Origin of the sequence: Eggerthella sp. 1_3_56FAA, from assembly GCF_000185625.1 — a bacterium.
GTDB classification, from domain to species: domain Bacteria; phylum Actinomycetota; class Coriobacteriia; order Coriobacteriales; family Eggerthellaceae; genus Eggerthella; species Eggerthella lenta.
Genome location: NZ_GL622582.1, coordinates 51,941 through 76,254, shown reverse-complemented (window position 1 = coordinate 76,254; position 24,314 = coordinate 51,941). Strand labels below are relative to the sequence as shown.

Sequence of the window (24,314 nt, the reverse complement as noted above, 5' to 3'; positions counted from 1 at the left end):
CAGCTCATCTGCCAGCTTGCCCGCGTGAAAACGCCATCGTTGCAGTTCGTCCTCGGTCGATCTCCGAAGCGAGGCAGACGGCAAGCCCGCGCTACGATGCCGAGAAGCATCCGCGAGGAAGGAGCAGGTCATGGCCGGTAGGAAAGGCGCAATCGCGTTCGGTCTCGTGTACATCCCGGTGGAGCTGTTCACGGCGACGCAGGATGACGCCGTACGGTTCAACCAACTTGCCAAAGATAGCATGAAGCGCGTGCGATACGTGAAGACGTGCCCTGACTGTAAACGAGAGCTGAAACCGGAAGACATCGTGAAAGGCTACCAGTACGAGAAGGGCAAGTACGTAGTGGTGGACGACGAGGAGCTGGACGCCATCAAGACCGATGCCGATCGCGCTATGAAGATCGTGCAGTTCTCCGACATCGACGAGGTGCCGCCTCTCTACTTCGAGAAGCCCTACCAGGTGGTAGCCCAGCCCGGCGGCGAGAAGGCGCTCGAACTGCTTCGACGAGCCATGGTGGACGAAGGCAAGATCGCCATCGGCACGACGGTGCTGGGCAATTCGGAAACGCCCATCGCGCTCATCCCCCACGACGATGACCTGGTCATGATGACGCTGCACTATCAGAGCGAGGTTAAGGACATCCCCAAGACGCTCCAGCACCCCGACGTGGCCGACGAGGAGCTGTCCATGGCGAAGCAGCTGGTGGAGAGCATGACTGCGCCGTTCGATCCGAGCCGCTTCCGCAACACGTACCAGGAGAAGCTCATGCAGCTCATCCAGGACAAGATAGCCGGCAAGCAGATCGTGGCCGAAAGCCAAGAAGCCCAGCCGTCGAACATCATCAATCTCATGGACGCCCTGTCGGCCAGCCTCAAGGCGCGCGACGGCAAGGACGGCGGGCCGAAGAAGCCCGCTCCGGCGAAGAAACCCGCGCGCAAGCGGGCGTCGGCCTAGAGGCTCGCGACGGGAGAGGCCTCTTCGGCAACGCTTTCAGTCTGACGACGATTCGGGCCAGGTCTTCTCCACGAGCCAAACCGAACCGATGCCGACCGCGATGCCGATGACGGCGCCCGCCAGGATATCGGAGGGATAGTGCACGTACAGGTAGAGGCGCGAGAAGGCGATGAGGCATGCGACGGCCACGGCCGAGACCTTGAGCGCCAGCACGCCTCTGCCCTTCCCCGGCAGACAGCACAGCGCCGCGGCAGCGGCGAACGACACCATGGAGTGGTTCGAGGGGAACGAATCGCCCGACGGCGGCGGGATGAGCAGACCGGCGAACTCGTAGGCGACGAACGGCCGTGCGCGCCCGAACAGCGGCTTCAGCACGAACATGCCGAGGATCGCGGTCGCGACGACGGCCAGGAGCACGGCTACGCCCCACCTGCGGTACCTCGGCTGCGCGACGAGCACGGCGCCGGCGACGAGCCACACGAGGGCGAGGTCTCCCAGATGCGTGGCCAGCAGCATGATCTGGTCGAGCAGCGGCGTGCGCAGATGCTGCTGGATGGCGTCGAGAACGGCGATATCCACGCGAGGCTCCTACGAGCGGGGCGCGCCGGAGTCCAACCACGCGAGAAGCCCCGCGCAACCGGCCAGCACGTCGTCGTACGTGACGTCGAAATCGCCTGTGTACCAAGGATCGGCCACGTCACGCGCGGAATCGGCGAACTCGAGCAGCTTGAAGCAGCGGCCCTCCGCAGCCCGTCCCAGCTGGCGACGCATGTCGCGCATGTTCGCCTCGTCCATGCCTACGAACAGGTCCCATTCGTCAGCATCGGCGCGGCGCAGGCGACGGGCGGTCTTGCCGGAGCAATCGATGCCCTGCGCTTCCAGCACGGCGCGGGTGCCGTGATGCACGGGGCTGCCGATCTCGTCGTCGTGCGTGGCTGCCGACCCGATGACGAAGGCGTCGGCCATGCCTCGGCGCGAGACGAGATCCTTCATCACGAACTCAGCCATGGTTGAGCGGCATATGTTGCCGTGGCACACGAATAGGATGCGATGCGGCGCGCTCATCGGCTCTCCCCCTCCTCGGGTTCGAGGACTTCGAGGTAGCGTTCGTACAGCTCGGGCACGGCGCGCTTCAGGCTGACCGGCTTGAACGTTTCAGCATCAACGAGGCAATGGGTGCTCCGTCCCGTGCAGCAGGGCTTCTCGACGTCGAGATCCTGGCCTTCCCGGAACACCTCGTAGGCGTATACGGTCTTCGTCGGGCGCGAGGACACTACGCGCGTGCGCACGACGGCCGTGTCGCCGTAACGCAAAGGCGCGCCGTAGTCGCATTCGAAATGCGTGACGGGCGACAGGTAGCCCGCCTGCTCGATATGGTCGTACGGAAACCCGATAGCCTCGAGGAACCGCGTGCGCGCATCCTCGAAGTACAGCAGATAGTTGGCATGGTAGACGATGCCCATCATGTCGGTCTCCGCATAGCGTATGGTGATTGGCGTGCAAACCCGCATGGCTTCGCTGTCCGTCCTTTGCAATCGGCTACAATGTTCGCATGAGGAATATCGTAACGTATATGGCCGAAGAGCAGCGCACCTTCGCGGAATCACCGTTTAACCCCGTCGACTCGCTTGTGTTCGCGACGCTCGCGTACTTCAACTACGAGGTGGCGCCCGGCGTCGACCTCGCTTCCCTCGACGGCGTCCTGCTGCACGACGTGGTGATGCTGTCCGATTGGGAAGCGCTCACCGCGCACAGCTGGATGGAGGACGCGAAGGACACCGAGGCGTTTCTGCACGTCCTGTCGGCAAGCCGCCGCATGCGCGACGTGCGCGCCTCGTTCTATGCCAACGAGCGATCGGAGATCGTGGAAAAGCAATTCTCCGCCGTCACGCTGACGTTCCCCGCCGCCGACGGCGAGGTCGCCTACCTCGCGTATCGCGGCACCGACGGCAGTTTCGCCGGCTGGAAGGAAGACTTCAACCTCTGCTTCAAGGAAGTGATCCCTTCCCAATGCACGGCGGCGGCGTACCTGTCGGGCGTGGCGTCGGCGCTCGCCTGCCCGCTCATCGTCGGCGGGCACTCCAAGGGCGGCAACCTCGCCGAGTATGCTGCGCTCGTAGCCGACGAGAGCGCCTTCGAGCGCTTGCGCGGCGTGTTCAACCACGACGGGCCGTCGTTTCTGGACGATCCGTCACCGCGCATCGACGACGATCGGTTCCATGCCCTGCTGCACAAGACCGTGCCCGAGTCGTCGGCGTTCGGCATGATCCTCGAGCGCCGCGCCGACTACCGCGTTGTGCGATCCTCGGCTATGTCGGTGTTCCAGCACGAGCCTTTCACCTGGTTGACCGAAGACGACGACTTCGTGTACCAGGAGGCGCTCAACCCCTCTGCCGTGTTTTTCGACGAGGCGCTTGACGCGTGGCTGCGCAGCAAAGCCCCCGACGAGCGCGAGCGCTTCATCGACACCATCTACGAGCTGTTCGCCTCCACCGAGGCCGGAACCTGGAGCGAGTTCCAAACCAAGCTGTTCGCGAACACGAGGCAGCTTTTAGGCGCGCGCTCGAAGCTGGACGCGGAGACGAAGAGCTTCATCTGGCAGACGCTGGGCTCGCTCGGAGGCATACTCAAGGACGAGACCGTCAAGCGCTTCAAGCCCGCCCCGCCTACCTGGCTTCCCCGACGCCGCGAAACGTACGACCCCGAGAAAGGAACCGAAGCATGACCGCTAGCGCGTACGGACGACTGACCCCCCGCATGGCCTGGCAGCTGGCCTCGCCGCATACCTGGCCGGCCGCCATCCTGCCCGTGCTCGTCGCCGCTGCGGCGGCGGCCGTTACCTCCTTCAGCATCTCGGCGACCATGGTATGCGTGCTGCTAGTCATCTGCGTGCTCATGCAGTCGGCGGTGAACACGTTCAACGACTACTACGATTACGTGAAGGGCGCCGACTCGGCCGACGACAACGTCGACCCGACCGACGCGGTGCTGGTGTACAACAACGTGAACCCGCGCGCGGCGCTGGCTCTGGCCGTCGGGTTCCTCGCGGCGGCGTTTCTGCTGGGGGCGTACGTGATCTGGATCGCCGGATGGATCCCGCTCGCCATCGGCGCGGCGGGCGCCGTCGTCGTGGTGCTGTACTCGGCGGGCAAGACGCCCATCTCGTACCTGCCCATCGGCGAGCTGGTCAGCGGGTTCGTGATGGGCGGGCTCATTCCGCTGGCGTGCTACCAGGCGCTTTCCGGCACGTTCGACCTCCGTGCGCTCTTGTGGGCCGTGCCCACCATCCTGGGCGTGGGGCTCATCATGTTCACGAACAACACGTGCGACGTTGAGAAGGACGTGGAATCGGGACGCCGCACGCTGTCGGTGCTGCTGGGACGCGAGCGGGCGCGCAAGCTGTATCACGGCGTCGTGTACGCCTGGGTGGCCGCCATCGTCGCGCTCGTGGCCGCGTTCTTCACGAACGGGCTTCTGGTGATGCCGTTCATGCTGCTGGCAAGCTATCCCCTGCTCAAGGCGCTGCTGGGCAACCCGTTGGCGCCGCAGGCCCGCATCGGCGCCATGGCGCAGGTGTGTAGCGCGAACATCGCATTGGGCGCGTTCTACGCGGCGGCCATCCTGGCAAGCGGCATCGCGGTCGCGCTCTAGCGGAAGGAACGGGATCTCATGGAAGCGACCGTCGCGGCGGGGCTGTAGCGACTCGGGCCGATCTGCCTCGCTCGAAGCACGACGACGCGAGCTCCCTCGACGGGACTGCGGCGATTTCTCGGATTGCGAGGGCAAGCCGCTTCTTTCCGCTTGCGCCCTTCCGAGCAGCCCGCCGTCCTCGAAAAGGCGAGAACACATCGAATTCGGAAGAAATCGCGTACCCTGCAAGAAAGCGAATTCGATGACAAGAACGGATCTTTCCATTGAACAGGCCGTATGCGGAAGCGAGCACGCCAACACGTCTGCTATCCGTTTGAAAACTTCCGAATCCGATGATTTTTCGCCAACGGAGGCGCTTTCGGATGCACCGAGGGGAGGACTCAAGATGCTCGGCGGGAAGGCGCCTCCGACGCGAGCTCCCGAAACATCGTGCTCGCACGACGCACCGTGCGAGAGACCCTTCCGCTTTCGGGACATCTCGCGTCACGTGGTGGCCGGAAGGGCCGTGCATGCCGTATACTTCCAAGGACGTGAAAACGACGAGGCGGGAGACGCCGCCCGGGGCTGCGGCTACGATGCGGCAACGGCGACGGACGCCGCTTGCGAGGAACAAAGGAGAATGCGGATGGAGATCGCTCGTTTGGTTCTAGGCGTGTTGCTGCTGGTCGCGTTCGCGCTGCTGACAGTGCAGCTGTACAACGGGCGCTGGCTGTTCCTCATCGCCAAGCCCGAGAAGACGAAGAAGGGCACGTTCTTCCCCGAAGGAACCGCTAATACGGGAAAGCGCGCGGCATGGGTGATGGTCGCCTGCTTCGCCGTGACGGCCACGCTCATGGCCTACGAGATGAGCAAGATGACCGGCGTGCCGGCGTTCGCGCAAACCTCCTCCATCCTCAACAACATAGCGCTGGTGGCGTTCTGCCTGAGCCTGCTTTGGACGCTGTTCGCGGGTCGCGACGAGCAGAACTATCGGGATCGCTTCAAGAAGGACGGCGCGCGCCTGCTCGTCTTGCTGCTGGGAGCCTGCGCCGTCATGACCGCGCTCTCGATTCTGTTCGTCTGATCAGCGCTCCTGCGTACGTTCGGTGGCGCGGTCGACGAGGTCGATGAGCTCTTGGCGCGAATGGATATCCAGCTTCGCGTACACGTTGCGGGTGTGGGTTCGCACGGTATTCCACGACACCTGAAGGCGCTTGGCTGCGGCGCCGGCATCGTAGCCCATGGCAAGGCAGCGCAGCACGTCCTTCTCGCGTCGCGACAGCCCCGCCTGATCGGCTAGCGCATCGATGGCCAGCCCGAAGCGCCCCTTCTTGTTCGTATGCGCGTCAGCGTCGTCGGGGCGCATACCGGGCAGCTCGTCGCCCAGCAGGTCGTCGAGCGAGGCCTCCCCCTCCCCTTCGGGCTTGAACAGACGATCGAACTCCTTCTCCGAGAACAGCACGAACGCGCAGGCCAGCACTGCGAACGCCAGCACGAGGTACAGCACGATCGAGTTGCCCGTGGCTGCTATCTGCGGAAACACGTGCACGCCCGCCAGCCATCCTGCTCCCGACCCCGCCATGAACGCTCCGTAACCGAAGCCGAACACGAGCACGGCCGAGATATGGCGTTGGTACACCACGAACGCGAGGATGCACCACAGCACGAATTCGAAGACCGCCGAGAGGAACGTGACGAGCGCGCTCCATCCAAGGTGCGTGACGCCAACGATGGGACAGAACGCGATGAGCGCCACGACGGCGGCCATGATGACGGAGTAGATCTTTCCGAAATCGAACCGCTCGCCCTCCACGCCGATGGCGGCCGCTGCGAAGACGAGCGCCATCGCCATGCGCAGCAGCATGACCAGGCGCGTGTTGTCCAACGTGACGTCGATCGGCGACACCTCGACGAGCATCGAGCGCAGGGCAACCACGACGAACGAGAACGCGAACGTGACGGCTGCCAGCTTCCAGAACGAGCGCGGGAAGCGGGAGCGGCTCTCGCCGCGCTCCGCCTTCTCGCCCAACGGTGCGATGAACGACAGCGCGGCGGCTCCGGCTGCCGCAAGCGGCATGCCCACGAAGGCGAGGATGCCCGCGAGCGACGGCCCGCCGGGCACGGGCTGCCACGAGGGCGATCCGATGACGGTGAAGTAGATGACTGCGATCGCCACGTGCGACAGCGCCGTGTACAGGATGGCCTTGCGCGGCGCGATGGCGCCGTAGAGCTGCCCGCACTTCAAGCCGACGACGGCCGTGCCCAGCCCCGTGCAGGCGCTGGCGATGTAGAAAAGAGCGGTGATCAGGTCGTACGGAAGCACCTTCGTGAGGTAGTACGGCCCGATGAGGACGATGACGAGGCAGCCGAGCGAAGCGAACGCGCCGCCGGCGATCACCACGGCGGGGCGGTCGAGCAGCTGCCGTATGCGAGCCGCCCGAAAGGTGGACGCCAAGAGCACGATGCCGAACGTCAGCGTGGACACGATGTACATCGTTGATATGTTGGCGCCGTTCATCTCCGTGTCGGAGAGCCATGCCGTGCCGCTGTAGGCGATGTAGGCCCATGCCAGCCAGACGCCCAACGCCAAAAACGGCAGCGAAGGGCACGCCTTGACGAGCTTTTCGAAAAATCCCTTCATGAAGCCGTCGACTCCCCCTCCCGAAACGGACGACAGCCCGAACCGCGCGCTTCCCCTCGAGCGTCAGACGGCTTCGCGGATACGGCGTTCCTTCGCCGCGCGGACGAGCCGTAAAACGACGTATGCCGCGAACACGATCGAGTATACCGCAACGCTTGTCGTCGCCGCAACGCCGCCATGCAGCGCCGAAGGGGCCAGCATCAGCAGCAGGTGCACGTACGTGAGCAGGAAGAACGGATAGGCGAGCTTCTGCACCTTCTTCCAAGTTTCGGTGCGCATGCGCCTCTTCACCAGGTTGAACGACGTGACGCCCAGCACGGCCAGCAGCGCCAGCAGCACGACCGCCACCGCGAACGAGGCGGCCACGTTGCCGTTCGTCGCCCCGCCCGACGCGATGCGCGGCAGGTACGTGGCCCCGTACACGGCCACGTGGCCGAGCGACAGGAGCCAGGCGACGATAGACAGCTCGGCGCGCACGGGCTTGAGCCACATGCAGGCGCGCGAGCCGCGATCCAGCACGCCGATGTACATGACCACGACGAACAGGGCAAGCGGCAGCAGGCATTTCTGGATAAGGACGAAGAACACGCTCCATGCGTCGCGGGGCATGCCCCAGAACGTCCCCGCCACGAAGGCGACGTCCACGAGCAGGGCCGCCGCGTAGAACGCCATCGGGCAGGCTTTGAGGGGGTTGCGCAGCGCGAAGCAGGCGGCAACCGTGCATGCGAGCACCAGCGCGAACGTCATAGCCTCTCCAACTCCTCCGCCATATCGGCCAGCACCTCGGCGTCGAACAGGAAGAAGCCCTTGCTCATCTTCAGCACGCCGCGGTAGAAACGCGTTTTCACCAAGTGCAGCGCCAGCTCCTCGAAGTCGTCGAACCACGACAGGATATGGTCGTGCAGCACGTGCTGCGAAAGGCGCACTTGCTCGAGCGCGCATTCCGCATCGTTCGTCTCGAGCGCGCGCACGGCCCGGCTCGCCAGGAGAGCCTGGAACTCGCAGAGGTACGACAGGTGGTCGTCGGGGAAGTCGTAGCCGGGGCTTTTCCGCACGCTGTTCTGGCGGTACAGGCGGTACACCTCGTGGTAGGAGTCCTGGAACAGCAGGCCTTCCTCGCTCGTGAACACCGACTCGTAGGGCGTGGCGTAGCGGCCTTTCCACGACGACGTCCCGGCGAAGGCGCCCGTGAAGTCCACTGCCAGCTCCTGGCGCGTGCCGGAGTGCCGCTTCGACAGCGCGCGCTCCATGTCGTGCAGGCCCTCCGCCATGAGTTCTCCCGCGCCGGCGAATGCCGCAAGGCCTCCCTCGGCGATGCGGTCGATCTGCTCTTGGGCGAGCGGTTTGTAGTACAGCGCCGCCACCACGTCGTAGAACGCCGCGCGACCCTCGAGCGCCGACACGAGGCCCGCGCAGGTCTGCGTCTCCATCATCGTGACTCCCCTTTCTCGTTGCTTCTCGACCCCTGGCTTGGACGCGCCGCCGCGTCCCGGCAGGCCTTGGGAGGGGTTCGGCCTGCCGGGACGGGTTGCAGCGCGCGGGCTTACGATGCGGACACGCGGTCCGTCGTCACAGGATCGCCCTGCCATGCCGCCGTTGCGGCGGACAAGATGTAGACCGTCGCCGGTTTGAGCCCGTGCGGATCGTCAAGCTGGTGGCAGTTCTCCGCGCCAGCCGCTGCAACAGCCTTCGCAGCGGAGCTGTCGGGATCGTCCAGGTCGCCGAAGTAGCGCGCGCCGCAGCAGCAGTTGTGCACGCAGGCCGGCACCCAGTCCTCCTCCTCATGTCGCTGGAAGCACAACGTGCACTTCTCCACCACATTCGTGTTCGGATTGAGCGTGCGCACATTGTACGGGCAGCCCTTCAGGCACGATTCGCACCCGATGCACTCCTCGGCATTGACCAGCACCACGCCCGTGGCTTCGTCGCGGTACGATGCGCCCGTCGGGCACACTTCGATGCAGCCGGGGTTCTCGCACTGCTGGCATTGCAGGGGAATCCAGTACTGCTCGATGTCCGGGAAGGTGCCCGTGGGTCCCACGGCGTGCACGCGGTTGTAGTACACGCCCAAATCGACGTTGTTCTCAAGCTTGCAGGCCGCAACGCAGCCGTCGCATCCGCTGCAGCGGTCGAGATCGATAACCAGGCAGTTTCTCATCAGAACACATCCTTCGTCTGAGCTTCGGACAGCATTTCCTCAGTCGGCAGGAACGGCGCGAACTCCTCGGGCTCCACCCATACGTTCGCGGGTTTCTGGGACTTCTCGATCTTCACCGTGAAACCGCGGTTCGTGTAGGAGCCGTACACTTCGTTGAACGGGGCGTCGTTCTTCGTGAGCACGTTCACGTTGCACTCGCGCCAGCCGGCCGTCGGGTTTGTCTGGGACTCGTCGTAGCACTCCGGGTTCCAGAAGCGCTCCATCCACACGGTTTTCGGATGCACGCCCTCGGTGAGGTAGGCGCGCGCGTGCACCTCGCCGCGGCGGCTGGTCACCTTCACCCAATCCATATGCTCGATGCCCAGCTCCTTGGCGCTCGCCGGATTGATGCGGATCTCGGCCGTGGGGAACAGCTCGCGCGACAGCGCGGCGTGGCGCATGGTGCCATGGTGGAAGTACGGCACGCGGCCCGACGTGAGCACGAAGGGGTATTCCTCGTCGGACAGCGGGCTCTCCGCCGGCTCGATGTACGAGCAGATGGGGCTGTAGTCCTCGCAGGGCTCCTGCGGCTCCGGATAGCAGAACGGATATCCCGTGCGCGCCAGCTTGAGCAGGATCTGGCAGTACACCTCGATCTTGCGGGACTCGGTGCCGAAGCCGGCAGGCAGGCCATCGTCCACCACGGTTTCATGTTGGCCGTAATGGAAGTACTCGCTGGCCGGCGTGACGTAGGGCACGTACTTGTCGGCGTCCTTCACCAGCTCGTCCCAGCTGGGCGCGTGCAGCGTCTCGGCGACGGAGGCCTTGACCTCCTCCTCGGTGGCGCTGCCCAGGTATCCGGGCTTGAGACCGGGCAGCTCGCCGCCCATCTTCTCCGCGCATTTCGCCACCACCTGCGCGGCTGGGATGGAGTGCGACACCGTCTCGCCGATGTGCACGCACTCGTTCTGCAGCCACTGGGTGTTGAGCTGGGTCATGTTCACCATGGGCTCTTCCAGCCACTCGCGCACGGGGAACACGAGGTCGGCGGCCTCGATGTGGAAGGAGGTGAGCATCGGGTACTGGCCGATGATGTAGTCGACCTCGGGGAACACGTCGTACCACGACTTCGCATTGCCCAGCATGGCCAGCTTGTTGCCCGACATGTCGAACCACACGCGCGGCTTGTACGGCTCGCCGGTGGCGATGGCCTCGCGCACCGTGGGGATATGGCTGTGGCACCATGCGTACAGACCCTTGTGGTCTTTCATGCCAAGTCGATCGACGAGCAGCTGGTTCGCCAGCTTCTGCTGCGGGTTCTCCTCCCCCAGCTTCTTCGCGCGCGCCTCGTTCTCGGCATCGCTCATGCCGATGACCGCGCCGATGCCGTACATGTCCGAGAACATGCCGTCGAAGCCGTTGTTGTACGTGACCGGGCGCTTCGTCGGCGGCGCGCCGGCGGCGCCGTACTGCGTCATCGTGCAGCCGGGCTTGTTGACGTAGCCCATGATGGAGTCCAGGCCCATGCAGCCCAGCGGCACCTGCGAGGCGGACTCGGTCATGTCCGACGCCACGCCGTTCGCGATGCCGGCAACGGAGGCCTCGGCGTAGATCTTGATGGCTTTTTCGATCTTGTCGGCATCGAGCCAGCAGTTCTCGGCGGTGTGCTCGAGCGTCCAGGGATCGGCTTCTTCCTTGTAGATCTGGCCGGCGGTCTTGTACGTCTTCCCTTCGAAGTCGCCCGTCCAGAAGATCTCGGGGTTCACTGCGGCGTCGGCGGGCGCGGAGAACTCGAAGGGCGCCACCGCGTTCGTCTTGAGGTCGTAGCAGACGTAGGCCGGGGTGTTCTCGGGCGTGGTCTGCTGGAAGTCGGGGAACAGTTCCTGCGCCTTCACCGGCAGCTTCGTCTCGGGGTCGATAAGGAAGGGCAGGTTCGTCCAGTACTTCGTGAACTGCTCGTCGTAGAGCTTGTTCTCGAAGATGTAGCGGAACCAGCACAGGAGCAGGCCCGTGTCGGTGGCCGGGCGCACCGGCAGCCACACGTCGGCCTTCACCGCGTCGGGCGAGAAGTTGGGATCGACCACGATGGTCTTCACGCCCTTGGCGCGCAGCTCGGCCATGCCGCGACCCGATTCTGCCGTCTGGCTGACGGAAGGCTGGGCGCCCCACAGCACCACGACCTCGGCCTTGTTGTCGGGGTCGGGACGGAATATCTCCTGCACGGCGTTGTCGGCGATGGACTGGTCGTTGCCGCCGTAGAACAGCTTCGACATGCTCCAGCGCGGCAGATAGCACTGGGCGCAGCCGGGCTCGAACACGGTGGGCGACCCGAACGCCATGGGCAGGGTCATGGCCTCCATGAACGAGTAGGCTCCGCCGCCGCCCACGCTGGCGAAGAAGGAATAGGGGCCGTATTTGTCGATGGCGTCGCAGATATGCGTGGCCGCTTCCTCGACGGCCTCGTCCCAGCTGATGACCTCCCATTTGTTCTCGCCGCGCTCGCCGGCACGCCGAAGCGGATGCAGCACGCGGCGGGGGCTGTACATGGTGTGCAGCTGGTTGAGGCCCTTGATGCACAGGCTTCCGCGACTTACCGGCGCGTCGGGGTCGCCTTCCAGCTTTACGACGACGCCGTCCTTCAGATACGCGATAGCCGGGCACATCTGGATGCAGCCGTGGCAGGACGTCTTCATCCTCACGAGACCCTCGTCGGCGCCGCCGCCGGACGGAGCCTGCTCCTGCGGAGCCTCCTGCATACAGCCGGCCATCGAAGCGCCGAACGCCGCCGTCGCGCCCACCAGAGCGGACGCCTTGACGAAGCTTCGACGTGTCAACGTGGTTTCAGCCATGTTCTCCAACCTTTCTCCTTATGATGGTTCTACTCGCTTGCCTTCAGATCCCGCAGAAACGCGTCCCCCTCCTCCGTCAGACACCAACCTTCTTTCCAGACCAAAGCGCCCGAGCGCTCCAGCTTGTCCACGAACACGCTGGGCTGCATGCGCCGCCGCTCGCCGTCGACGACGGTTTCCAGCACGGGGCGCCCGCGCAGCAGTTCCACGATGTCGTTGTAGGCGCGCGGACGGGCTCGGACGAACTCCAGCAGCTCGATATACACGTCGGCGCGTTCCGGCGCGAGCTGCAGCAACTCCACGAGGCGCGCCTGAGGGCGATGCTGCTCGACGAAGCGCGCGCCCGCTTCGGTGGTGCGAAACGCTACGGAACGCACGAGGTCGTCGACGGCGTCCTCGTCGAGACCCTCCTTGTCCTGCTCCATGACGATGGCGCCGCGCTCGTCTCGCTCGATCCTATCCAGCCCGCCGGCGCGCACGAGATGCTCGGCCAGGCGGTACTGGTTCTGGGTAGCGGTTTCGAATTCGGGCCAGGATGCTGCTTCGCGCTCAAGGTCGTCCAACGCGCGCTCCTCGGCGCAGTACGCGAGCATGCGATAGAGCACCTCGCGGTTGAGCGGATGGCGGCATACCGTGTCCTCGATTGCAGCCATCCGATCCTCGACGGCTTTCGCGTCGACGACGGTTTTATCTTGCATGGCAGTCATGCGCCTCCCCCTTCGCTGCATTCCTCCGTTGGGCTAACTTTAGGCAGCGAACGATGGCGAAACTATCTGCATTCTGGATGAAATGTGGAGGAATTATGGCGAAAGTTCTCACGCAAAATGCGTGAGTGAGGGAATTTCAGCTGAGAAAACAGGGGGTCGGCGAACGATTCGCCGTTGTGGGCGCAAAACGGCACCCATGGCAATTTGCGCGTGCCGTGCGGGCGCGACGTCGACCAAAACCCCTGATGGCGAATTTTTCGATATACGATTTCCCAGTGGATAGCCTCAAGAAAATGTCATGGGTGCCGTTTTGCGCCCACGGCAGCGGAGTCGCTGCGGCGGGGCGACTCCGGTAGGCTTACCTCCAACGCACTTGCACGAGGTCGTCGAAGGTCGTCGGCAGCGCGGCGAGATCGAACGTCGCCAGCAGCTCTTCGGGCGTTGCAGGGTCGCATGTGAGAGCGAGGCCGGTGATGCCGGCGATATGGCCGATGACGGCTTCGGGCGTCTTGAAGCGCGCGAGCAGTGCATCGAGGGCAGCGTCGCGGTCGCGCTTCGACAGGCGACGGTCGCGCTCGGCCACGAGCAGCGGTATGTGCGCGTAGACGGGATGCGGCAGACCGAGCAGCTCCTGCAGGTAGAGCTGCTGGGGCGTGGAGCACAGGAGGTCCACGCCGCGCACCACCGAGGTGACGCCCTGGGCCGCGTCGTCCACCACCACGGCCAGCTGGTAGGCGAACGCGCCGTCCGAGCGCTGCACGAGGAAGTCTCCGCAGTCGGCGGCGAGGTTCTGAGCGTAGGGCCCCTGCACCTGGTCGACGAAGGCGACCTCCCGATCGGGCACGATGAGGCGTTGCGCGGGCATGCGCTGCTGCGCGCGGACGGCGCGCTCCCCGTCGCCCAGATGCCGGCAGGTGCCCGGGTACACCGGCTTCTCACCGCGATGCGGCGCCGAAGCCGCGTGCAGGTCGGCGCGCGTGCAGAAGCAGGGGTACACAAGGCCGCGCTCGCGCAGCTCGTCGTACGCGGCCCGGTAGGCCTCCGTGCGGTCGTGCTGGAAGTATGGCCCTTCGTCCCAAGTCAGCCCCAGCGCTTCGAAGTCGCGCTGCACGGCATCGATGTAGACGGGCTTCGAGCGCTCGGCGTCGAGGTCCTCGATGCGCAGCACGATGCGGCCACCTTGCGACTTGGCCACGAGCCATGCCGTCAACGCCGCAAACACGTTCCCCGCATGCATCCGCCCCGTCGGCGAAGGAGCGAACCGCCCCACCACGGGAGCGGACGACGAGGCGGCTTCCACGCGGGGCCCTCTACTTTCTCAAATCTTCGACGTGCTTGGTTTTGCCGGTGCTGCGCTCGATGCCGCCGGGCTCGACGAGCTTCGCCTTCACACCCACCAGCAGCACGCCCTTGAGCTTGTCTTCGATGGAGCGGCGCAAATTCTCCATGTCCTCGTACGAGTCCGAGAACGCCTCGGGCTTGAGCTCCACGTGCACGGTCATGCGGTCGAGGCCGCCTGCGCTCTCCACGACGATGCGGTAATGCGGCGTGACGCCGTCGATGCCCGCCAAGACGTCCTCCACCTGGCTGGGGAACACGTTCGTGCCGCGGATGATGAGCATGTCGTCCGAACGCGCGCGCACCTTCTGCATGCGCGCCGTGGTGCGGCCGCACGCGCACGGCTCCGTGACCACGCGGGTCAGATCGTGCGTGCGGTAGCGCAGCACGGGGATGGCCTGCTTGCCCAGCGGCGTGAGCACGAGCTCGCCCATCTCGCCGTCGGGCACGGGCTCGCCCGTCTCGGGATCGACGACCTCCCATAGGAAGTGGTCCTCGGCGATATGCTGCATATCGCGCGAGGCCAGGCACTCGCCCGACACGCCCGGCCCCATGACCTCGGTCAGGCCGTAGTTGTCGGTGCACACGATGTGCATGCGGTCCTCGATCTCGGCCTTGAGGCCCGGCGGGCACGGCTCGCCGCCGAACAGGCCCACGCGCAGCGGGGACTTCGCCCAATCGTAGCCCATCTTCTCCCCCACCTCGCACACGTGCAGCGCGTAGGACGGCGTGGCCACCAGCACGGTGGTACCGTAGTCCTCGATCATGGCGATGTGGCGCTCGGTGTTGCCGGAGCCGGCGGGGATCATCATGCAGCCCAGCTTCTGCAGCCCGTAGTGCAGGCCGAAGCCGCCGGTGAACATGCCGTAACCGAAGGCCATCTGCGCCCGATCGCCCGGCACGACGCCCGCCATCTGCACGAGCCGCATGATGCAGTCGGCCCACATGGCCATATCGCTTTCGTTATAGCCCACCACGATGGGCTTTCCCGTGGTGCCTGACGACGAGTGCAGTTCCACCACTTCGTCCAGCGGCACGGCGAACAGGCCGTACGGGAAAGTGTCGCGCAGCACGGACTTGTCCGTGAACGGCAGCATGCGCACGTCCTCGAGCGTCTTGATGTCGGAGGGGGTCACGCCCGAATCGTCCATGCGTGCACGGTACCAGGGCACGCGCTCGTACGTCCAGCGAACCTGCGCGACGAGCTTCTCCAGCTGGATGGCGCGGATGCGCTTGCGCGAGGCGCATTCGACAGCCGGATTGTGGATGGGCAGGCTTGAGAAATCGCCTGCCGCGACGGCGGCCAAAGCCGCGCCTTTCACGGTGATGTCGGTCACGCGGATCACCGGCTTTCCGGCGCGACGGGGCGGGCGAGGTCGTCCTGCCCGATGAGCTCGACGGGCTGAGCCGCCAACAGCTTCTCGGCGCGCGCGATGTCCTTGACGGACAGCGCGATGTAGGTGGAGATGAGCGAATAGCTGTACGTCACGTTGATGCCGCAGTCGGCCATGATGCCCATGACGCGCGCCAGCTCGCCAGGCACGTCGTCGAGACGCGCGCACAGGACGTCGGTCTGCGTGGCCGCCGCGCCCATATCCTGCAGCACGGCGAGCGCCTTGTCGGGCGCATCCACGATGAAGCGCACGATGCCGTAGTCCCCCGTGTCGGAGGCGCTGTAACCGCGCACGCTGACATGCGCGTCCTCGAACGCATCGAGCACGCGGCGCAAGTGCCCGGGGCGGCTTTCCAAGAATACGCTGATCTGTTGAACGCTCACGTCTTAAGCCCCTTCCCCGCCCGCAGCCTCGCGAGCGAACGCGAGGCCCGCGCGAAACGCTGCCAAGTTGGCATCGACGGTCTTGGGAGGCACGCGGCGCGCGACGACGCGCTCCCATGCCTCTTGCGAGAAGTCGAGGCGGGTCGCCAACGCCCCGAGCAGCACCACGTTCACCGACTTCGGCGCGCCCACGCCGACGGCGATGTCTCCGGCCGGGATGAGCGTGGCGCCCGCAGCGGCCAGCGTCTCGCGCGCATGCTCGGGCATGGAAGCGCGCCCGATGAGCACGGGAAGCGGCTGGATGGACTCGTCGGCAACGAGAAGGTAGCCGCCCTCGCGCACGTTGGGAAGGTTGCGCAACGCCTCGGTGGTCTCGAAGGAGACGACGCAATCGGCGCATCCCGGGTCGGACACCATGGACTGCACGCCCGCGCGCCCGAAGCGCACGACCGTGGTCACCGCGCCGCCGCGCTGCGACATGCCGTGGATCTCGGACACCTTCGCGTCGTAACCGGATTCCAGCGCCGCATGAGCCAGGAGGTCGGCCGCCAGGATGGTGCCCTGGCCGCCCACGCCGCACAGAAGGACGGTGACAGTATCGTTCGAGGTCATCATGCGACGCCTCCTTTCTCCCCAGCGGGTTGCGCGATGGCGTTCCAAGCGCAGTACTGGGCGCACTGGCCGCAGCCGATGCACTGGGCGGCATCGATGAGCGCGTGGTCGTTCGCCGGATCCTTCGCGATGGCCGGACAGCCTAAAGTCGAGCACACGCCGCATGCCGTGCAGGCGTCGGTCACCGCGTAGGCGGGCTCGCGATGCCGGTCGATCAGCACGCAGGGGCTGCGGAACACGAGCACGGAAAGCTCCTCCGAGGCCACAGCCTCCTTGAGCGCGCGGCGAACGGCTTTGGCGTCGTTCGGGTCGACGGTGCGCACGTCCTCGACGCCGATGGCGCGCACGACGCCCTCGAGGTCGAGCTCGCGCGAGAGGCGGCCTTGCAGCGTCTCGCCGTTGAAGGGGTTTCCCTGGCGACCCGTCATGGCCGTGGTGCGGTTGTCCAGCACGCAGACGGTTCCGCGTCCTTGGTTGTACACGGTGGAGATCAGCGCCGACAGGCCCGAGTGCGCGAACGTCGAGTCGCCGATGACGCCCACGACGGGACGGTGGTCGGTGCCCGCCCAGGCCAGCTCGAAGCCATGCGACATGGAAACCGACGCGCCCATGTCGATGGTGGTGTCCATGGCGGACAGCGGCGGCAGCGCGCCCAAAGTGTAGCAGCCGATGTCGCCGGTGACGACGGCCTTCATGCGGGAAAGCTCCTTGAACACGAGACGGTGCGGGCACCCGGCGCACAACGCCGGCGGGCGGCCCGGAAGGCCGGCGGGCAACGGCTCGTGAGCAGGCTCCTCGAAGCCGAACGCCGCTCTGATGAGGCCGGGGGTCAGTTCGCCGTCGCGCGGCAGCGGGCTCTCGAACGCGGCGACCTCGATGCCCAGCGCCCGCACGCCCTCGTCCAGGTACTCGGAAGCCTCCTCCACCACGTAGAGCGCGTCCACGCTCTCGGCGAAGTCGCGCAGCGCCTGCTGCGGAAGCGGCCAGGTGAGGCCCAGTTTGAACACGGACGCGTCGGGCAGCGCTTCCACGACGTGCTGGTAGACGGCGCCGGCGCACACCACGCCCACGGCGCTCCCCTTGCGCACGACCTCGTTGTAGGGGCACTCCTCGGCCCAGGCGCGCAGCGCGTCGATGCGCTCCAGCTGCACCTTGCGGCGGGGCTTGGCGAACGCGGGCATCATGACCCACTTCGCCGGATCGCTTTCGTAGGGCTTGAGCGCGATCTCGGTGCGCTCGCCGGGCTCCACCGGCGTTTTCGTGTGCGACACGCGCACTGTGGAACGGATGAAGACGGGCACGTCGAAGCGCTCGGACACGTCGTACGCCTCGCGCGTGAAGCGCAAAGCCTCGGCGGAATCGGCAGGGTCGAGCATGGGGATGTGGGCTGCGCGTGCGTACCAGTGGGAATCCTGCTCGTTTTGGGACGAGTACATGCCCGGATCATCGGCAGCCAGCACCACGAGCCCGCCGCCCACGCCCGCGTATGCCGCAGTGAACAACGGGTCGGCCGCCACGTTCACGCCGACGTGCTTCATCGTGGACAGCACGCGCGCGCCGGCGACCGACGCCCCAATGCCCACCTCGATGGCCACCTTCTCGTTGACGCACCATTCGGCGTACACGCCGTCCTTCTTCGCGAACGCCTCGAGCGTCTCCGTCGACGGCGTGCCGGGATAGGCCACGCCGATGCGCGCGCCGGCCTCCCATGCCCCCTGGGCTATTGCCTCGTTGCCTGACATCAATTCCATGAGCGAACCCTTCCGTGTGATAAACCCACTGGGGAATTATACGGCAACGCGCACCGCCCGCCCCGGTCAAACGTCCAAAACCGAGCCGAACGGCGCGCGTTTTGCGCATGTTGCCATCCTGGGTGCAGTGCGAAGCGCGCCTGTCGACACGCGAGATCGCGTCTACTCCTCCTTGTAGACCAGGCAGAAGGCGCCGATCTGGATGACGTCTCCCGAGACGAGCCGGCGCGTTTCCACGCTTTCGTTGTTCACCCATACGCCGTTGAACGAGTTGGCGTCACGGATGACGTAGCCGCCGTCCGCAGGCTCGACCGAAGCGTGCTCGCGCGACACGGTCATATCGTTGAGGAACAGGTCGCACTGCGGGCTGCGCCCGATGGTGAGCGCCTGATCGCCCAGTTGGTAGGTGACCCCGGTCTGCGGGCCGCGCACCACGTGGAGGGCGGCAGCGGCCTGGGGGGCGGCCGCGACGGGCAGTGCATCGTCGCCGAACGACACCGGCTCGAAACGCTGGGTGGATCCGAGCAGCTTGAACCCGCAATGCGGGCAGACCGGAGCCTGCGAATCGATGGGGTTGTTGCAAACAGGGCACATGCTCATGGCGTATCCTCTCTTCAGTCCGGCGCTACGCTGCGGACGCGGTCTTGTCGATGACGAGCGGCGTCTCGTTGAGCGTGATGGAACGCGCCACTTCCTGGCCTCCGGAGAAGCTGCGGAACAGGCGGTCCCACCACACGCCCACGCCCTCGAAGAAGTCGGGCGCGTCGACGTCCTCGCATGCCACGAGGTCCATCGTGGCGATGACGGTGTTGCGCTGCTTGAAGGTGATCGTGCCCACCTTGTCGCCTTCCTTCACGTTGCCCGCCAGCTCGTCGAACTCGAGCGACTGGCTCACGTTGCCGTTCAAGTCGAAGATGGTGACGGCTGCCGCAGGGTCGCGCAGCGTCGCCTTCACCGTCTTGTCGATCCAGCCGGAATGGGCCACCTCGGCCACCACCGGCACCTCGGTGCCGTTCATCGTGGCGGTTTCGGGGCTGTTCGCAAGCTGGTAGGATATCTCGTGCTGGTACACCCATTCGCAGAGGCTCTCGGCGTCTTTGAAACGCTGCGCCTCGGAGGACGAGTTGATGACGATGGCGTACAGCTCGCGGCCGTCCTTGTTGGCGGCGCCCGCGAACGACGGGCCGGCGAGCAGGGTGACGCCGGTCTTCACGCCTATGGCGTACTCGTAGATGTCGAAGAACCCGTCGGTGGTCTCAAGGTAGATGTCGGCCTTCGCGCCGTCGGCGCGCGTCACCTGGATGGTGGTGCTCCCGCCGCCCACAGCCGCGCGAAACGTGTCGTTGGTCATGGCGTACTGCACCACTTTCGCCACGTCGGCCGCCGTGCTGTGCAAATCGCCCGCGTAGGCGTCGAAATCAAGCCCGTGCGGGTTGTCGTACACCGTGTCGGTGCAGCCCAGCTCCTGAGCCTTGGCGTTCATGGCGTTCACGAACACGGCTTCCGGATCGGACGTGCCCGGCTCCATGAGAGCACCGATCGTCTCGGCGATGGCCACGGCGGCATCGTTGCCCGAAGGCACGAGCAGCGCCTTGAGCGCCGCATCGAGATTCATGACGTCGCCCTCTTGCAAGCCCGCCGACGACTCGCCTACCGCGGCGGCGGCGGCGGAAACCGTGACGGGCGAATCGAGCGACAGGAGCCCGTCCTCCACGGCATCGAGGGCAACCACGCCGGTCATGATCTTCGTGATGGACGCGATCTGCGTGGGGCTTTGGGCGTTGCGTTCGAAGTACACGGTGCCGTCGGCCCCCATGACCATGGCGTACTCGGCGTCGATGCTGGGGCACTGCGCCACGGCCAGGCCGCGTGCATCGACCGTTTGGCCGTATACGACGTCTGCCTTGCGCACGTCGGCGAAGGCGGGTGCCGTCCAAGCGGCGCCCGAAAGCGCCAGCGCGCAGGCGAGCGCGCATGCTAGAAGGCGCGCTCGCCCGACGGATGCGATATGCTCGAAGAAGTTAGTCAATGCGGTAGATGTCCTCCGGTCGCACCGGCTCGAAACCGGCATCGGTCAGCTTCTGCTCCAGGTCGTCCGAACCGTCGGCCTTGAGCACGTCGACGGCGTAGTCCTCGTTCACCGAGAAGCAGTAGCCGTACTCGACGTTGGCGTCCTGCTCGTCCATGAACTCGAGGAGCTTCGCCAGGCCGCCCGGCACGTTGGGAACGCGCACGGCCAGCACCGGGGTGACGGTGGCGCGGTAGCCCTGCTCGCGCAGCGCTTCGGCTGCGGCCTCGGGCGTGTCGGTCAGCATGCGCACCACGCCGAAGTCCGACGTGTCCGCCAGGTTCAGCGCGTGCATGTTGATGCCCGCGTCGGACACGGCGCGGCAGGCGGCCGCGAGGCGGCCCTTCTCGTTCTCGAGGAAAACGGTCAGCTGCGAAATCATGCCTTCTTCCCTTCTCTCAGGTCGATGATGCGCTTCGCCTTGCCCTCGCTGCGCTCGATGGTCTTCGGCTCCACGATCTTGATGTCCACGGCGATCTGCAGGTTGCTCTTGAGCTCGGCGGCCAAGCGGCGTTTGAGGTCCTGGAGCTTGCGGATCTCGTCGAACGGGAATTCGGGCACCGTCTCCACGTCCAGCTCGACGTGGTCGAGCGGGCCCTTCGAGGTGAGGATGATCTGGTACTGCGCCGCGATCTCCGGGAAGCTGACGATGACCTGCTCGATCTGGGACGGGAACACGTTCACGCCGCGCAGGATGAGCATGTCGTCGGTGCGCCCCACGATGCGGTCGATCTTGCGGTGGGTGCGTCCGCACGCGCACTCCTCGGGGATGATGCGCGTGACGTCGCGGGTGCGGTAGCGCACGAGCGGGCAGCACTCGCGCGTGAGCGTGGTGAACACGAGCTCGCCGTACTCGCCGTCGGGCAGGGGCTTGAGCGTATCGGGATCCACGATCTCGGCGTAGAAATGATCCTCCGCCACATGCAGGCCGTGCGATTCCGCGCACTCCATGGCCACGCCCGGGCCCATGACTTCGGACAGACCGTACACGTCGCAGTACTGGATGCCCAGCTTCTTGCGGATGTCCTCGCGCATGCTTTCGGAGGCGGGCTCAGCGCCGAAGATGCCGGCCGAGATCTTGAAGTCGACCGCCGGGTCGTATCCCATCTCGATAGCGGTGTCGGCGATGAGCAGCGCATAGGAGGGCGTGCAAGCGAGAATATCGGTGCCCAGGTCCTTCATCATCTGGATCTGGCGCTTCGTGTTTCCCGAGGAGGTGGGGATGACCGTGCAGCCCGCGGCCTCGCCGCCGTAGTGCGCGCCCAAGCCGCCCGTGAACAGGCCGTAGCCGTAAGACACCTGGATGGTGGAGTCCTCGTTGCCGTTCACCATATGGATGCCGCGCGCGAAGCAGTCGCCCCAGTTCTTGAGGTCGTTCGCGGTATGCCCCACCACGGTGGCCTGGCCCGTCGTGCCCGACGACGCGTGGATGCGCGCCACGTCCTTCTGCGGCACGGCGAACAGCCCGAACGGGTAGGCGTCGCGCATGTCCTGTTTCACGACGAACGGGAACTTCGGCAGGTCCTCGAGGGTCTTGAGGTCGCCCGGCTCGACGCCGGCCTCCTTGAACGATCGCTGGTAGAACGCCACGTTGTCATAGGAGTGCTGCACGGTCTTCTTCATGCGCTCCAGCTGCAGGTCGCGCAGCTGCTCTACGGGCATGGTCTCGATGTCTGGCTGATAGTACACCTTGGATGCTCACCTCTCAATTGCTCGTGACGTTGGATGAAGAACCCTCCGTCGCAGCCTCGCTTTTTCCGTCGCCCGCGACTTTGGGACCCTCGACGACGACCTCCGTTACCGGATCGTACACGGAGCTGAACGGATCTTCGTGCAGAACCTCGCCGGATTCGTCCTTGACCGTACGGATAATGGTGATGGTGCGCCCATCGGTTCCGCGCGTCTTGACGTAGCTCGCGTTCGGCGCGAGCGTATCGTCGATCGTCGTCCTCGTCTCGTACTTCCGGCCTTCGCCCCAGTCGCCCGTCGTCGTGGACACCTTGTATCCGGGGTCGACTCCGTATAGTGTAGCCGTTACGGACCCGTCCACACAAGAAAGACGCACCAAAACATCGCTAGCGGAATCGTTTTGCCATACGAAGTCAAGATCGGGCCAGCTGACCGCCGCATCGCGCCCCGTGGGGTAGCTGGCGATGTAAAGCGAGTGGTTGTGCCTCGTGAGCACGGGGAATCCTGCATCGTACACGGCGTTGAACACGGTGGTGGCCACCTGGCAGATGCCCCCGCCGATGGCGTCGTCGTACTCGCCGTCCACGATGGCGCCCGCGCCCTTGAAGCCGCGCTCCTCGGTGCTGCAATCCCCCGCCGTCCCGTTGAACGACCAGCTGTCGCCGGGCTTCGCCACGGAGTCGCTGAGGTACTGGGACACGAGCGCGATGTTGTGGTTGCGCGCCTCGGTGCCGGGGCCTGTGGCGTACTCGGTGGTGTAGGAGGCGATGGCGCCGATCACCCCGAGATCCATCGCCTCGTCGAACGGCATCGCCTCAGGTGCGGGACCGGAGCCGATGGCCACTTCGACCGGCGCGCCCGCTCCCACGCCGGTACGCGCTTTGCCGTCATCGCCGAACAGCGCGGCATCCAACAGCCCCGTAGCTTCCGCGACTAGCGGAATGGCGCCCTCGCCATCGGTGCGGACGATCACATCGTCGTCTGCGACCTCGAACGACACGTGCACGGGATCCCCTTTGCCCACCTCGGCGACATGCGCCAGCAGCGCAGGCTTCGCCTTGGCGGCGTCGACGAACGCCGCGAGAGACGACCCGTCGATGCGCGTGGACACCCAGCTGCCGACGTCCGAAGCCGACGCGCTCCAAGCGGCGCCTTCGTACGTGAACCGCGCCCCGTCGGCAATGGCCGCGTTCACAGCGTCGCATGCATCCTGCGCGGCGGACTCGTCGATGCGCAAAGGCGCATGCTCGGCTCGGGCGACGAACGACCTGCTACCGTCCTCCTGACCGAGCAGCAGCTCGTCGAGCGTCCGCCTGAGCTCGTCGCGATTCACCATGAAGCCGTCATGGCCTTCGGTGACCGAAGCCGTGCCGTCCTCCACGACGATCCCGTAGTCGACGCGCGGGTCGCCGATGGCCGCGTCGATGTCGGAAGCCAGCGACTCCACCGCCGTCTCCGCATACGCGGCGCGAGGCTTCAGCTCGCGGCCCGTCGCCAACGCAGCGAGACGCGCCAGGATGCCGCCGTCCTCGCGACCCACGGCGAGCGCCTCGGCGGCCAGCTCATCGGAAGGAACGCGCGCCTCGAGCGAGGCCGCGTCGGCCGTCCAAGCAAGCTTGTTGGCGCGCGCCTCCTCCAACGCCAGCTGCTCGGCAAGCGCCGCGTCCTGCGCGGCGGCCGTCTCGTCGGCGATGCGCGCCTCCGCTTCGTCGTTCGCGTAGATGGTCACGCTGCCTTGGGCCAGGCGCGCGCCGTAGACCTCGTCGATGAGGGCGGCCAGCTCGTCGGCCGTCTTTCCGGCGGCGTCGATCTGCCCCACCCGCACGCCGGGGTAAGCTTTGTTCGCGTTTACGGCGAAGTCCGCAACGCCGAAGACGAGCAGCGCCGCGCACACGAAGACCACGGCGAGCGCGATGCGGCTGCGCGCCACGAGAGCCGCGAGCGCGCGGAACAACGTCGCAAGCCCCTTGCCGACCAGGGCGAGCAAGGACAGCAGCACGCCGCCGACTGCGCCGAGCGCTCGGCGCGCGGCTCCTCCTGCGAGATTCGAGCGTGGCGCCTCCTTCGTCCAGACGGCGGGCGTGTTGTAGGAACGGGAACCGCGCGGCCGTTGCGCGGAAGAACGAGTCTGCCGCGACCCCTTGCCCGCGTTCGTCCCGC

At 65.9% G+C, this 24,314-nt stretch carries 23 protein-coding genes; 4 read left to right on the top strand and 19 right to left on the bottom strand.

The features are described 5' to 3' along the window. Nucleotides 1–130: 130 nt before the first annotated feature. Entirely contained in the window at nucleotides 131–955 is an 825-nt protein-coding gene (locus HMPREF1023_RS13590; protein ID WP_009307007.1) for a Ku protein, read from the top strand. A gap of 36 nt (nucleotides 956–991) precedes the next feature. Here HMPREF1023_RS13590 and HMPREF1023_RS13585 read toward each other — a convergent pair whose 3' ends face one another. Genes HMPREF1023_RS13585 through HMPREF1023_RS13575 form a run of 3 tightly spaced genes read right to left on the bottom strand, consistent with a single transcriptional unit; the run spans nucleotide 992 to nucleotide 2,466 of the window. After that, nucleotides 992–1,534, bottom strand: a complete 543-nt coding sequence (locus HMPREF1023_RS13585) for a phosphatase PAP2 family protein (protein WP_009307006.1) — start codon at nucleotides 1,532–1,534, stop codon at nucleotides 992–994. A 9-nt stretch (nucleotides 1,535–1,543) separates the two neighbouring features. Next, the gene (locus tag HMPREF1023_RS13580; RefSeq protein WP_009307005.1) at nucleotides 1,544–2,020 is read right to left on the bottom strand and encodes a low molecular weight protein-tyrosine-phosphatase; all 477 of its coding nucleotides are present in this window, start codon (nucleotides 2,018–2,020) and stop codon (nucleotides 1,544–1,546) included. Beyond that, complete coding sequence (locus HMPREF1023_RS13575) at nucleotides 2,017–2,466, bottom strand: thioesterase family protein (RefSeq protein ID WP_009307004.1); 450 nt, start codon at nucleotides 2,464–2,466, stop codon at nucleotides 2,017–2,019. The genes HMPREF1023_RS13580 and HMPREF1023_RS13575 overlap by 4 nt, the downstream gene beginning before the upstream one ends. Nucleotides 2,467–2,507: 41 nt before the next feature. Between HMPREF1023_RS13575 and HMPREF1023_RS13570 the strand changes: the two genes are divergently transcribed. The 3 genes from HMPREF1023_RS13570 (at nucleotide 2,508) to HMPREF1023_RS16030 (ending at nucleotide 5,669) form a co-directional block, all read left to right on the top strand. After that, entirely contained in the window at nucleotides 2,508–3,680 is a 1,173-nt protein-coding gene (locus HMPREF1023_RS13570) for an Mbeg1-like protein (protein ID WP_009307003.1), read from the top strand. Continuing rightward, on the top strand, nucleotides 3,677–4,606 hold the full coding sequence (locus HMPREF1023_RS13565) for a prenyltransferase (protein WP_009307002.1): 930 nt from the start codon (nucleotides 3,677–3,679) through the stop codon (nucleotides 4,604–4,606). The genes HMPREF1023_RS13570 and HMPREF1023_RS13565 overlap by 4 nt, the downstream gene beginning before the upstream one ends. A 625-nt stretch (nucleotides 4,607–5,231) precedes the next feature. Then, nucleotides 5,232–5,669, top strand: a complete 438-nt coding sequence (locus tag HMPREF1023_RS16030) for a hypothetical protein (protein WP_015760654.1) — start codon at nucleotides 5,232–5,234, stop codon at nucleotides 5,667–5,669. Here the strand turns inward: HMPREF1023_RS16030 and HMPREF1023_RS13555 are convergent, their stop codons facing one another. The 16 genes from HMPREF1023_RS13555 to HMPREF1023_RS13480 form a co-directional block, all read right to left on the bottom strand. After that, complete coding sequence (locus HMPREF1023_RS13555) at nucleotides 5,670–7,226, bottom strand: helix-turn-helix transcriptional regulator (RefSeq protein ID WP_009307000.1); 1,557 nt, start codon at nucleotides 7,224–7,226, stop codon at nucleotides 5,670–5,672. It lies immediately after the preceding gene. A gap of 63 nt (nucleotides 7,227–7,289) precedes the next feature. Further along, nucleotides 7,290–7,973, bottom strand: a complete 684-nt coding sequence (locus tag HMPREF1023_RS13550; RefSeq protein ID WP_009306999.1) for a ferric reductase-like transmembrane domain-containing protein — start codon at nucleotides 7,971–7,973, stop codon at nucleotides 7,290–7,292. Beyond that, nucleotides 7,970–8,659, bottom strand: a complete 690-nt coding sequence (locus HMPREF1023_RS13545) for a molecular chaperone (RefSeq protein WP_009306998.1) — start codon at nucleotides 8,657–8,659, stop codon at nucleotides 7,970–7,972. The genes HMPREF1023_RS13550 and HMPREF1023_RS13545 overlap by 4 nt, the downstream gene beginning before the upstream one ends. A gap of 110 nt (nucleotides 8,660–8,769) precedes the next feature. Further along, nucleotides 8,770–9,384 (bottom strand): 4Fe-4S dicluster domain-containing protein, encoded by a 615-nt coding sequence (locus HMPREF1023_RS13540; RefSeq protein ID WP_009306997.1) that lies wholly within the window; start codon nucleotides 9,382–9,384, stop codon nucleotides 8,770–8,772. Then, nucleotides 9,384–12,212, bottom strand: coding sequence for a molybdopterin-dependent oxidoreductase (locus tag HMPREF1023_RS13535; RefSeq protein ID WP_009306996.1), 2,829 nt, complete (start codon nucleotides 12,210–12,212; stop codon nucleotides 9,384–9,386). Before HMPREF1023_RS13535 ends, HMPREF1023_RS13540 begins: the two co-directional genes overlap by 1 nt. Nucleotides 12,213–12,241: 29 nt before the next feature. Further along, the gene (locus tag HMPREF1023_RS13530; RefSeq protein WP_009306995.1) at nucleotides 12,242–12,919 is read right to left on the bottom strand and encodes a hypothetical protein; all 678 of its coding nucleotides are present in this window, start codon (nucleotides 12,917–12,919) and stop codon (nucleotides 12,242–12,244) included. A gap of 358 nt (nucleotides 12,920–13,277) precedes the next feature. Further along, nucleotides 13,278–14,219 carry a tRNA glutamyl-Q(34) synthetase GluQRS gene (gene gluQRS, locus HMPREF1023_RS13525; RefSeq protein WP_009306994.1) on the bottom strand — a complete coding sequence of 314 codons (942 nt, stop codon included), beginning with the start codon at nucleotides 14,217–14,219 and terminating at the stop codon, nucleotides 13,278–13,280. Nucleotides 14,220–14,229: 10 nt separating this feature from the next. Further along, on the bottom strand, nucleotides 14,230–15,594 hold the full coding sequence (locus HMPREF1023_RS13520) for a phenylacetate--CoA ligase family protein (RefSeq protein WP_226843989.1): 1,365 nt from the start codon (nucleotides 15,592–15,594) through the stop codon (nucleotides 14,230–14,232). 5 nt (nucleotides 15,595–15,599) lie between these two features. Continuing rightward, a complete protein-coding gene (locus HMPREF1023_RS13515) occupies nucleotides 15,600–16,034 on the bottom strand; it encodes an amino acid-binding protein (protein WP_009306992.1) in 435 nt (144 codons plus the stop codon). Between the two features lie 3 nt (nucleotides 16,035–16,037). After that, nucleotides 16,038–16,649 carry an indolepyruvate oxidoreductase subunit beta gene (locus HMPREF1023_RS13510; RefSeq protein ID WP_009608650.1) on the bottom strand — a complete coding sequence of 204 codons (612 nt, stop codon included), beginning with the start codon at nucleotides 16,647–16,649 and terminating at the stop codon, nucleotides 16,038–16,040. After that, a complete protein-coding gene (locus tag HMPREF1023_RS13505; protein ID WP_009306990.1) occupies nucleotides 16,646–18,397 on the bottom strand; it encodes a thiamine pyrophosphate-dependent enzyme in 1,752 nt (583 codons plus the stop codon). Before HMPREF1023_RS13505 ends, HMPREF1023_RS13510 begins: the two co-directional genes overlap by 4 nt. A gap of 162 nt (nucleotides 18,398–18,559) precedes the next feature. Further along, entirely contained in the window at nucleotides 18,560–18,997 is a 438-nt protein-coding gene (locus HMPREF1023_RS13500) for an FHA domain-containing protein (protein WP_009306989.1), read from the bottom strand. 25 nt (nucleotides 18,998–19,022) lie between these two features. Next, nucleotides 19,023–20,426, bottom strand: a complete 1,404-nt coding sequence (locus tag HMPREF1023_RS13495; RefSeq protein ID WP_009306988.1) for a D-alanyl-D-alanine carboxypeptidase family protein — start codon at nucleotides 20,424–20,426, stop codon at nucleotides 19,023–19,025. Then, nucleotides 20,419–20,847, bottom strand: coding sequence for an amino acid-binding protein (locus tag HMPREF1023_RS13490; protein ID WP_009306987.1), 429 nt, complete (start codon nucleotides 20,845–20,847; stop codon nucleotides 20,419–20,421). The genes HMPREF1023_RS13495 and HMPREF1023_RS13490 overlap by 8 nt, the downstream gene beginning before the upstream one ends. Further along, complete coding sequence (locus HMPREF1023_RS13485) at nucleotides 20,844–22,154, bottom strand: phenylacetate--CoA ligase family protein (RefSeq protein WP_009306986.1); 1,311 nt, start codon at nucleotides 22,152–22,154, stop codon at nucleotides 20,844–20,846. The genes HMPREF1023_RS13490 and HMPREF1023_RS13485 overlap by 4 nt, the downstream gene beginning before the upstream one ends. Before the next feature lie 16 nt (nucleotides 22,155–22,170). After that, the coding region (locus HMPREF1023_RS13480) for a VanW family protein (protein WP_156788378.1) at nucleotides 22,171–24,314 on the bottom strand (2,144 nt) is incomplete at its 5' end.

Bases quoted from the DNA above. Each gene is read 5' to 3' on its own strand.
- HMPREF1023_RS13590 (WP_009307007.1), top strand. From the start codon at position 131: ATGGCCGGTAGGAAAGGCGCAATCGCGTTCGGTCTCGTGTACATCCCG.
- HMPREF1023_RS13580 (WP_009307005.1), bottom strand. From the start codon at position 2,020: ATGAGCGCGCCGCATCGCATCCTATTCGTGTGCCACGGCAACATATGC.
- HMPREF1023_RS13575 (WP_009307004.1), bottom strand. From the start codon at position 2,466: ATGCGGGTTTGCACGCCAATCACCATACGCTATGCGGAGACCGACATG.
- HMPREF1023_RS13570 (WP_009307003.1), top strand. From the start codon at position 2,508: ATGAGGAATATCGTAACGTATATGGCCGAAGAGCAGCGCACCTTCGCG.
- HMPREF1023_RS13565 (WP_009307002.1), top strand. From the start codon at position 3,677: ATGACCGCTAGCGCGTACGGACGACTGACCCCCCGCATGGCCTGGCAG.
- HMPREF1023_RS16030 (WP_015760654.1), top strand. From the start codon at position 5,232: ATGGAGATCGCTCGTTTGGTTCTAGGCGTGTTGCTGCTGGTCGCGTTC.
- HMPREF1023_RS13555 (WP_009307000.1), bottom strand. From the start codon at position 7,226: ATGAAGGGATTTTTCGAAAAGCTCGTCAAGGCGTGCCCTTCGCTGCCG.
- HMPREF1023_RS13550 (WP_009306999.1), bottom strand. From the start codon at position 7,973: ATGACGTTCGCGCTGGTGCTCGCATGCACGGTTGCCGCCTGCTTCGCG.
- HMPREF1023_RS13545 (WP_009306998.1), bottom strand. From the start codon at position 8,659: ATGATGGAGACGCAGACCTGCGCGGGCCTCGTGTCGGCGCTCGAGGGT.
- HMPREF1023_RS13540 (WP_009306997.1), bottom strand. From the start codon at position 9,384: ATGAGAAACTGCCTGGTTATCGATCTCGACCGCTGCAGCGGATGCGAC.
- HMPREF1023_RS13535 (WP_009306996.1), bottom strand. From the start codon at position 12,212: ATGGCTGAAACCACGTTGACACGTCGAAGCTTCGTCAAGGCGTCCGCT.
- HMPREF1023_RS13530 (WP_009306995.1), bottom strand. From the start codon at position 12,919: ATGACTGCCATGCAAGATAAAACCGTCGTCGACGCGAAAGCCGTCGAG.
- HMPREF1023_RS13510 (WP_009608650.1), bottom strand. From the start codon at position 16,649: ATGATGACCTCGAACGATACTGTCACCGTCCTTCTGTGCGGCGTGGGC.
- HMPREF1023_RS13505 (WP_009306990.1), bottom strand. From the start codon at position 18,397: ATGGAATTGATGTCAGGCAACGAGGCAATAGCCCAGGGGGCATGGGAG.
- HMPREF1023_RS13500 (WP_009306989.1), bottom strand. From the start codon at position 18,997: ATGAGCATGTGCCCTGTTTGCAACAACCCCATCGATTCGCAGGCTCCG.
- HMPREF1023_RS13490 (WP_009306987.1), bottom strand. From the start codon at position 20,847: ATGATTTCGCAGCTGACCGTTTTCCTCGAGAACGAGAAGGGCCGCCTC.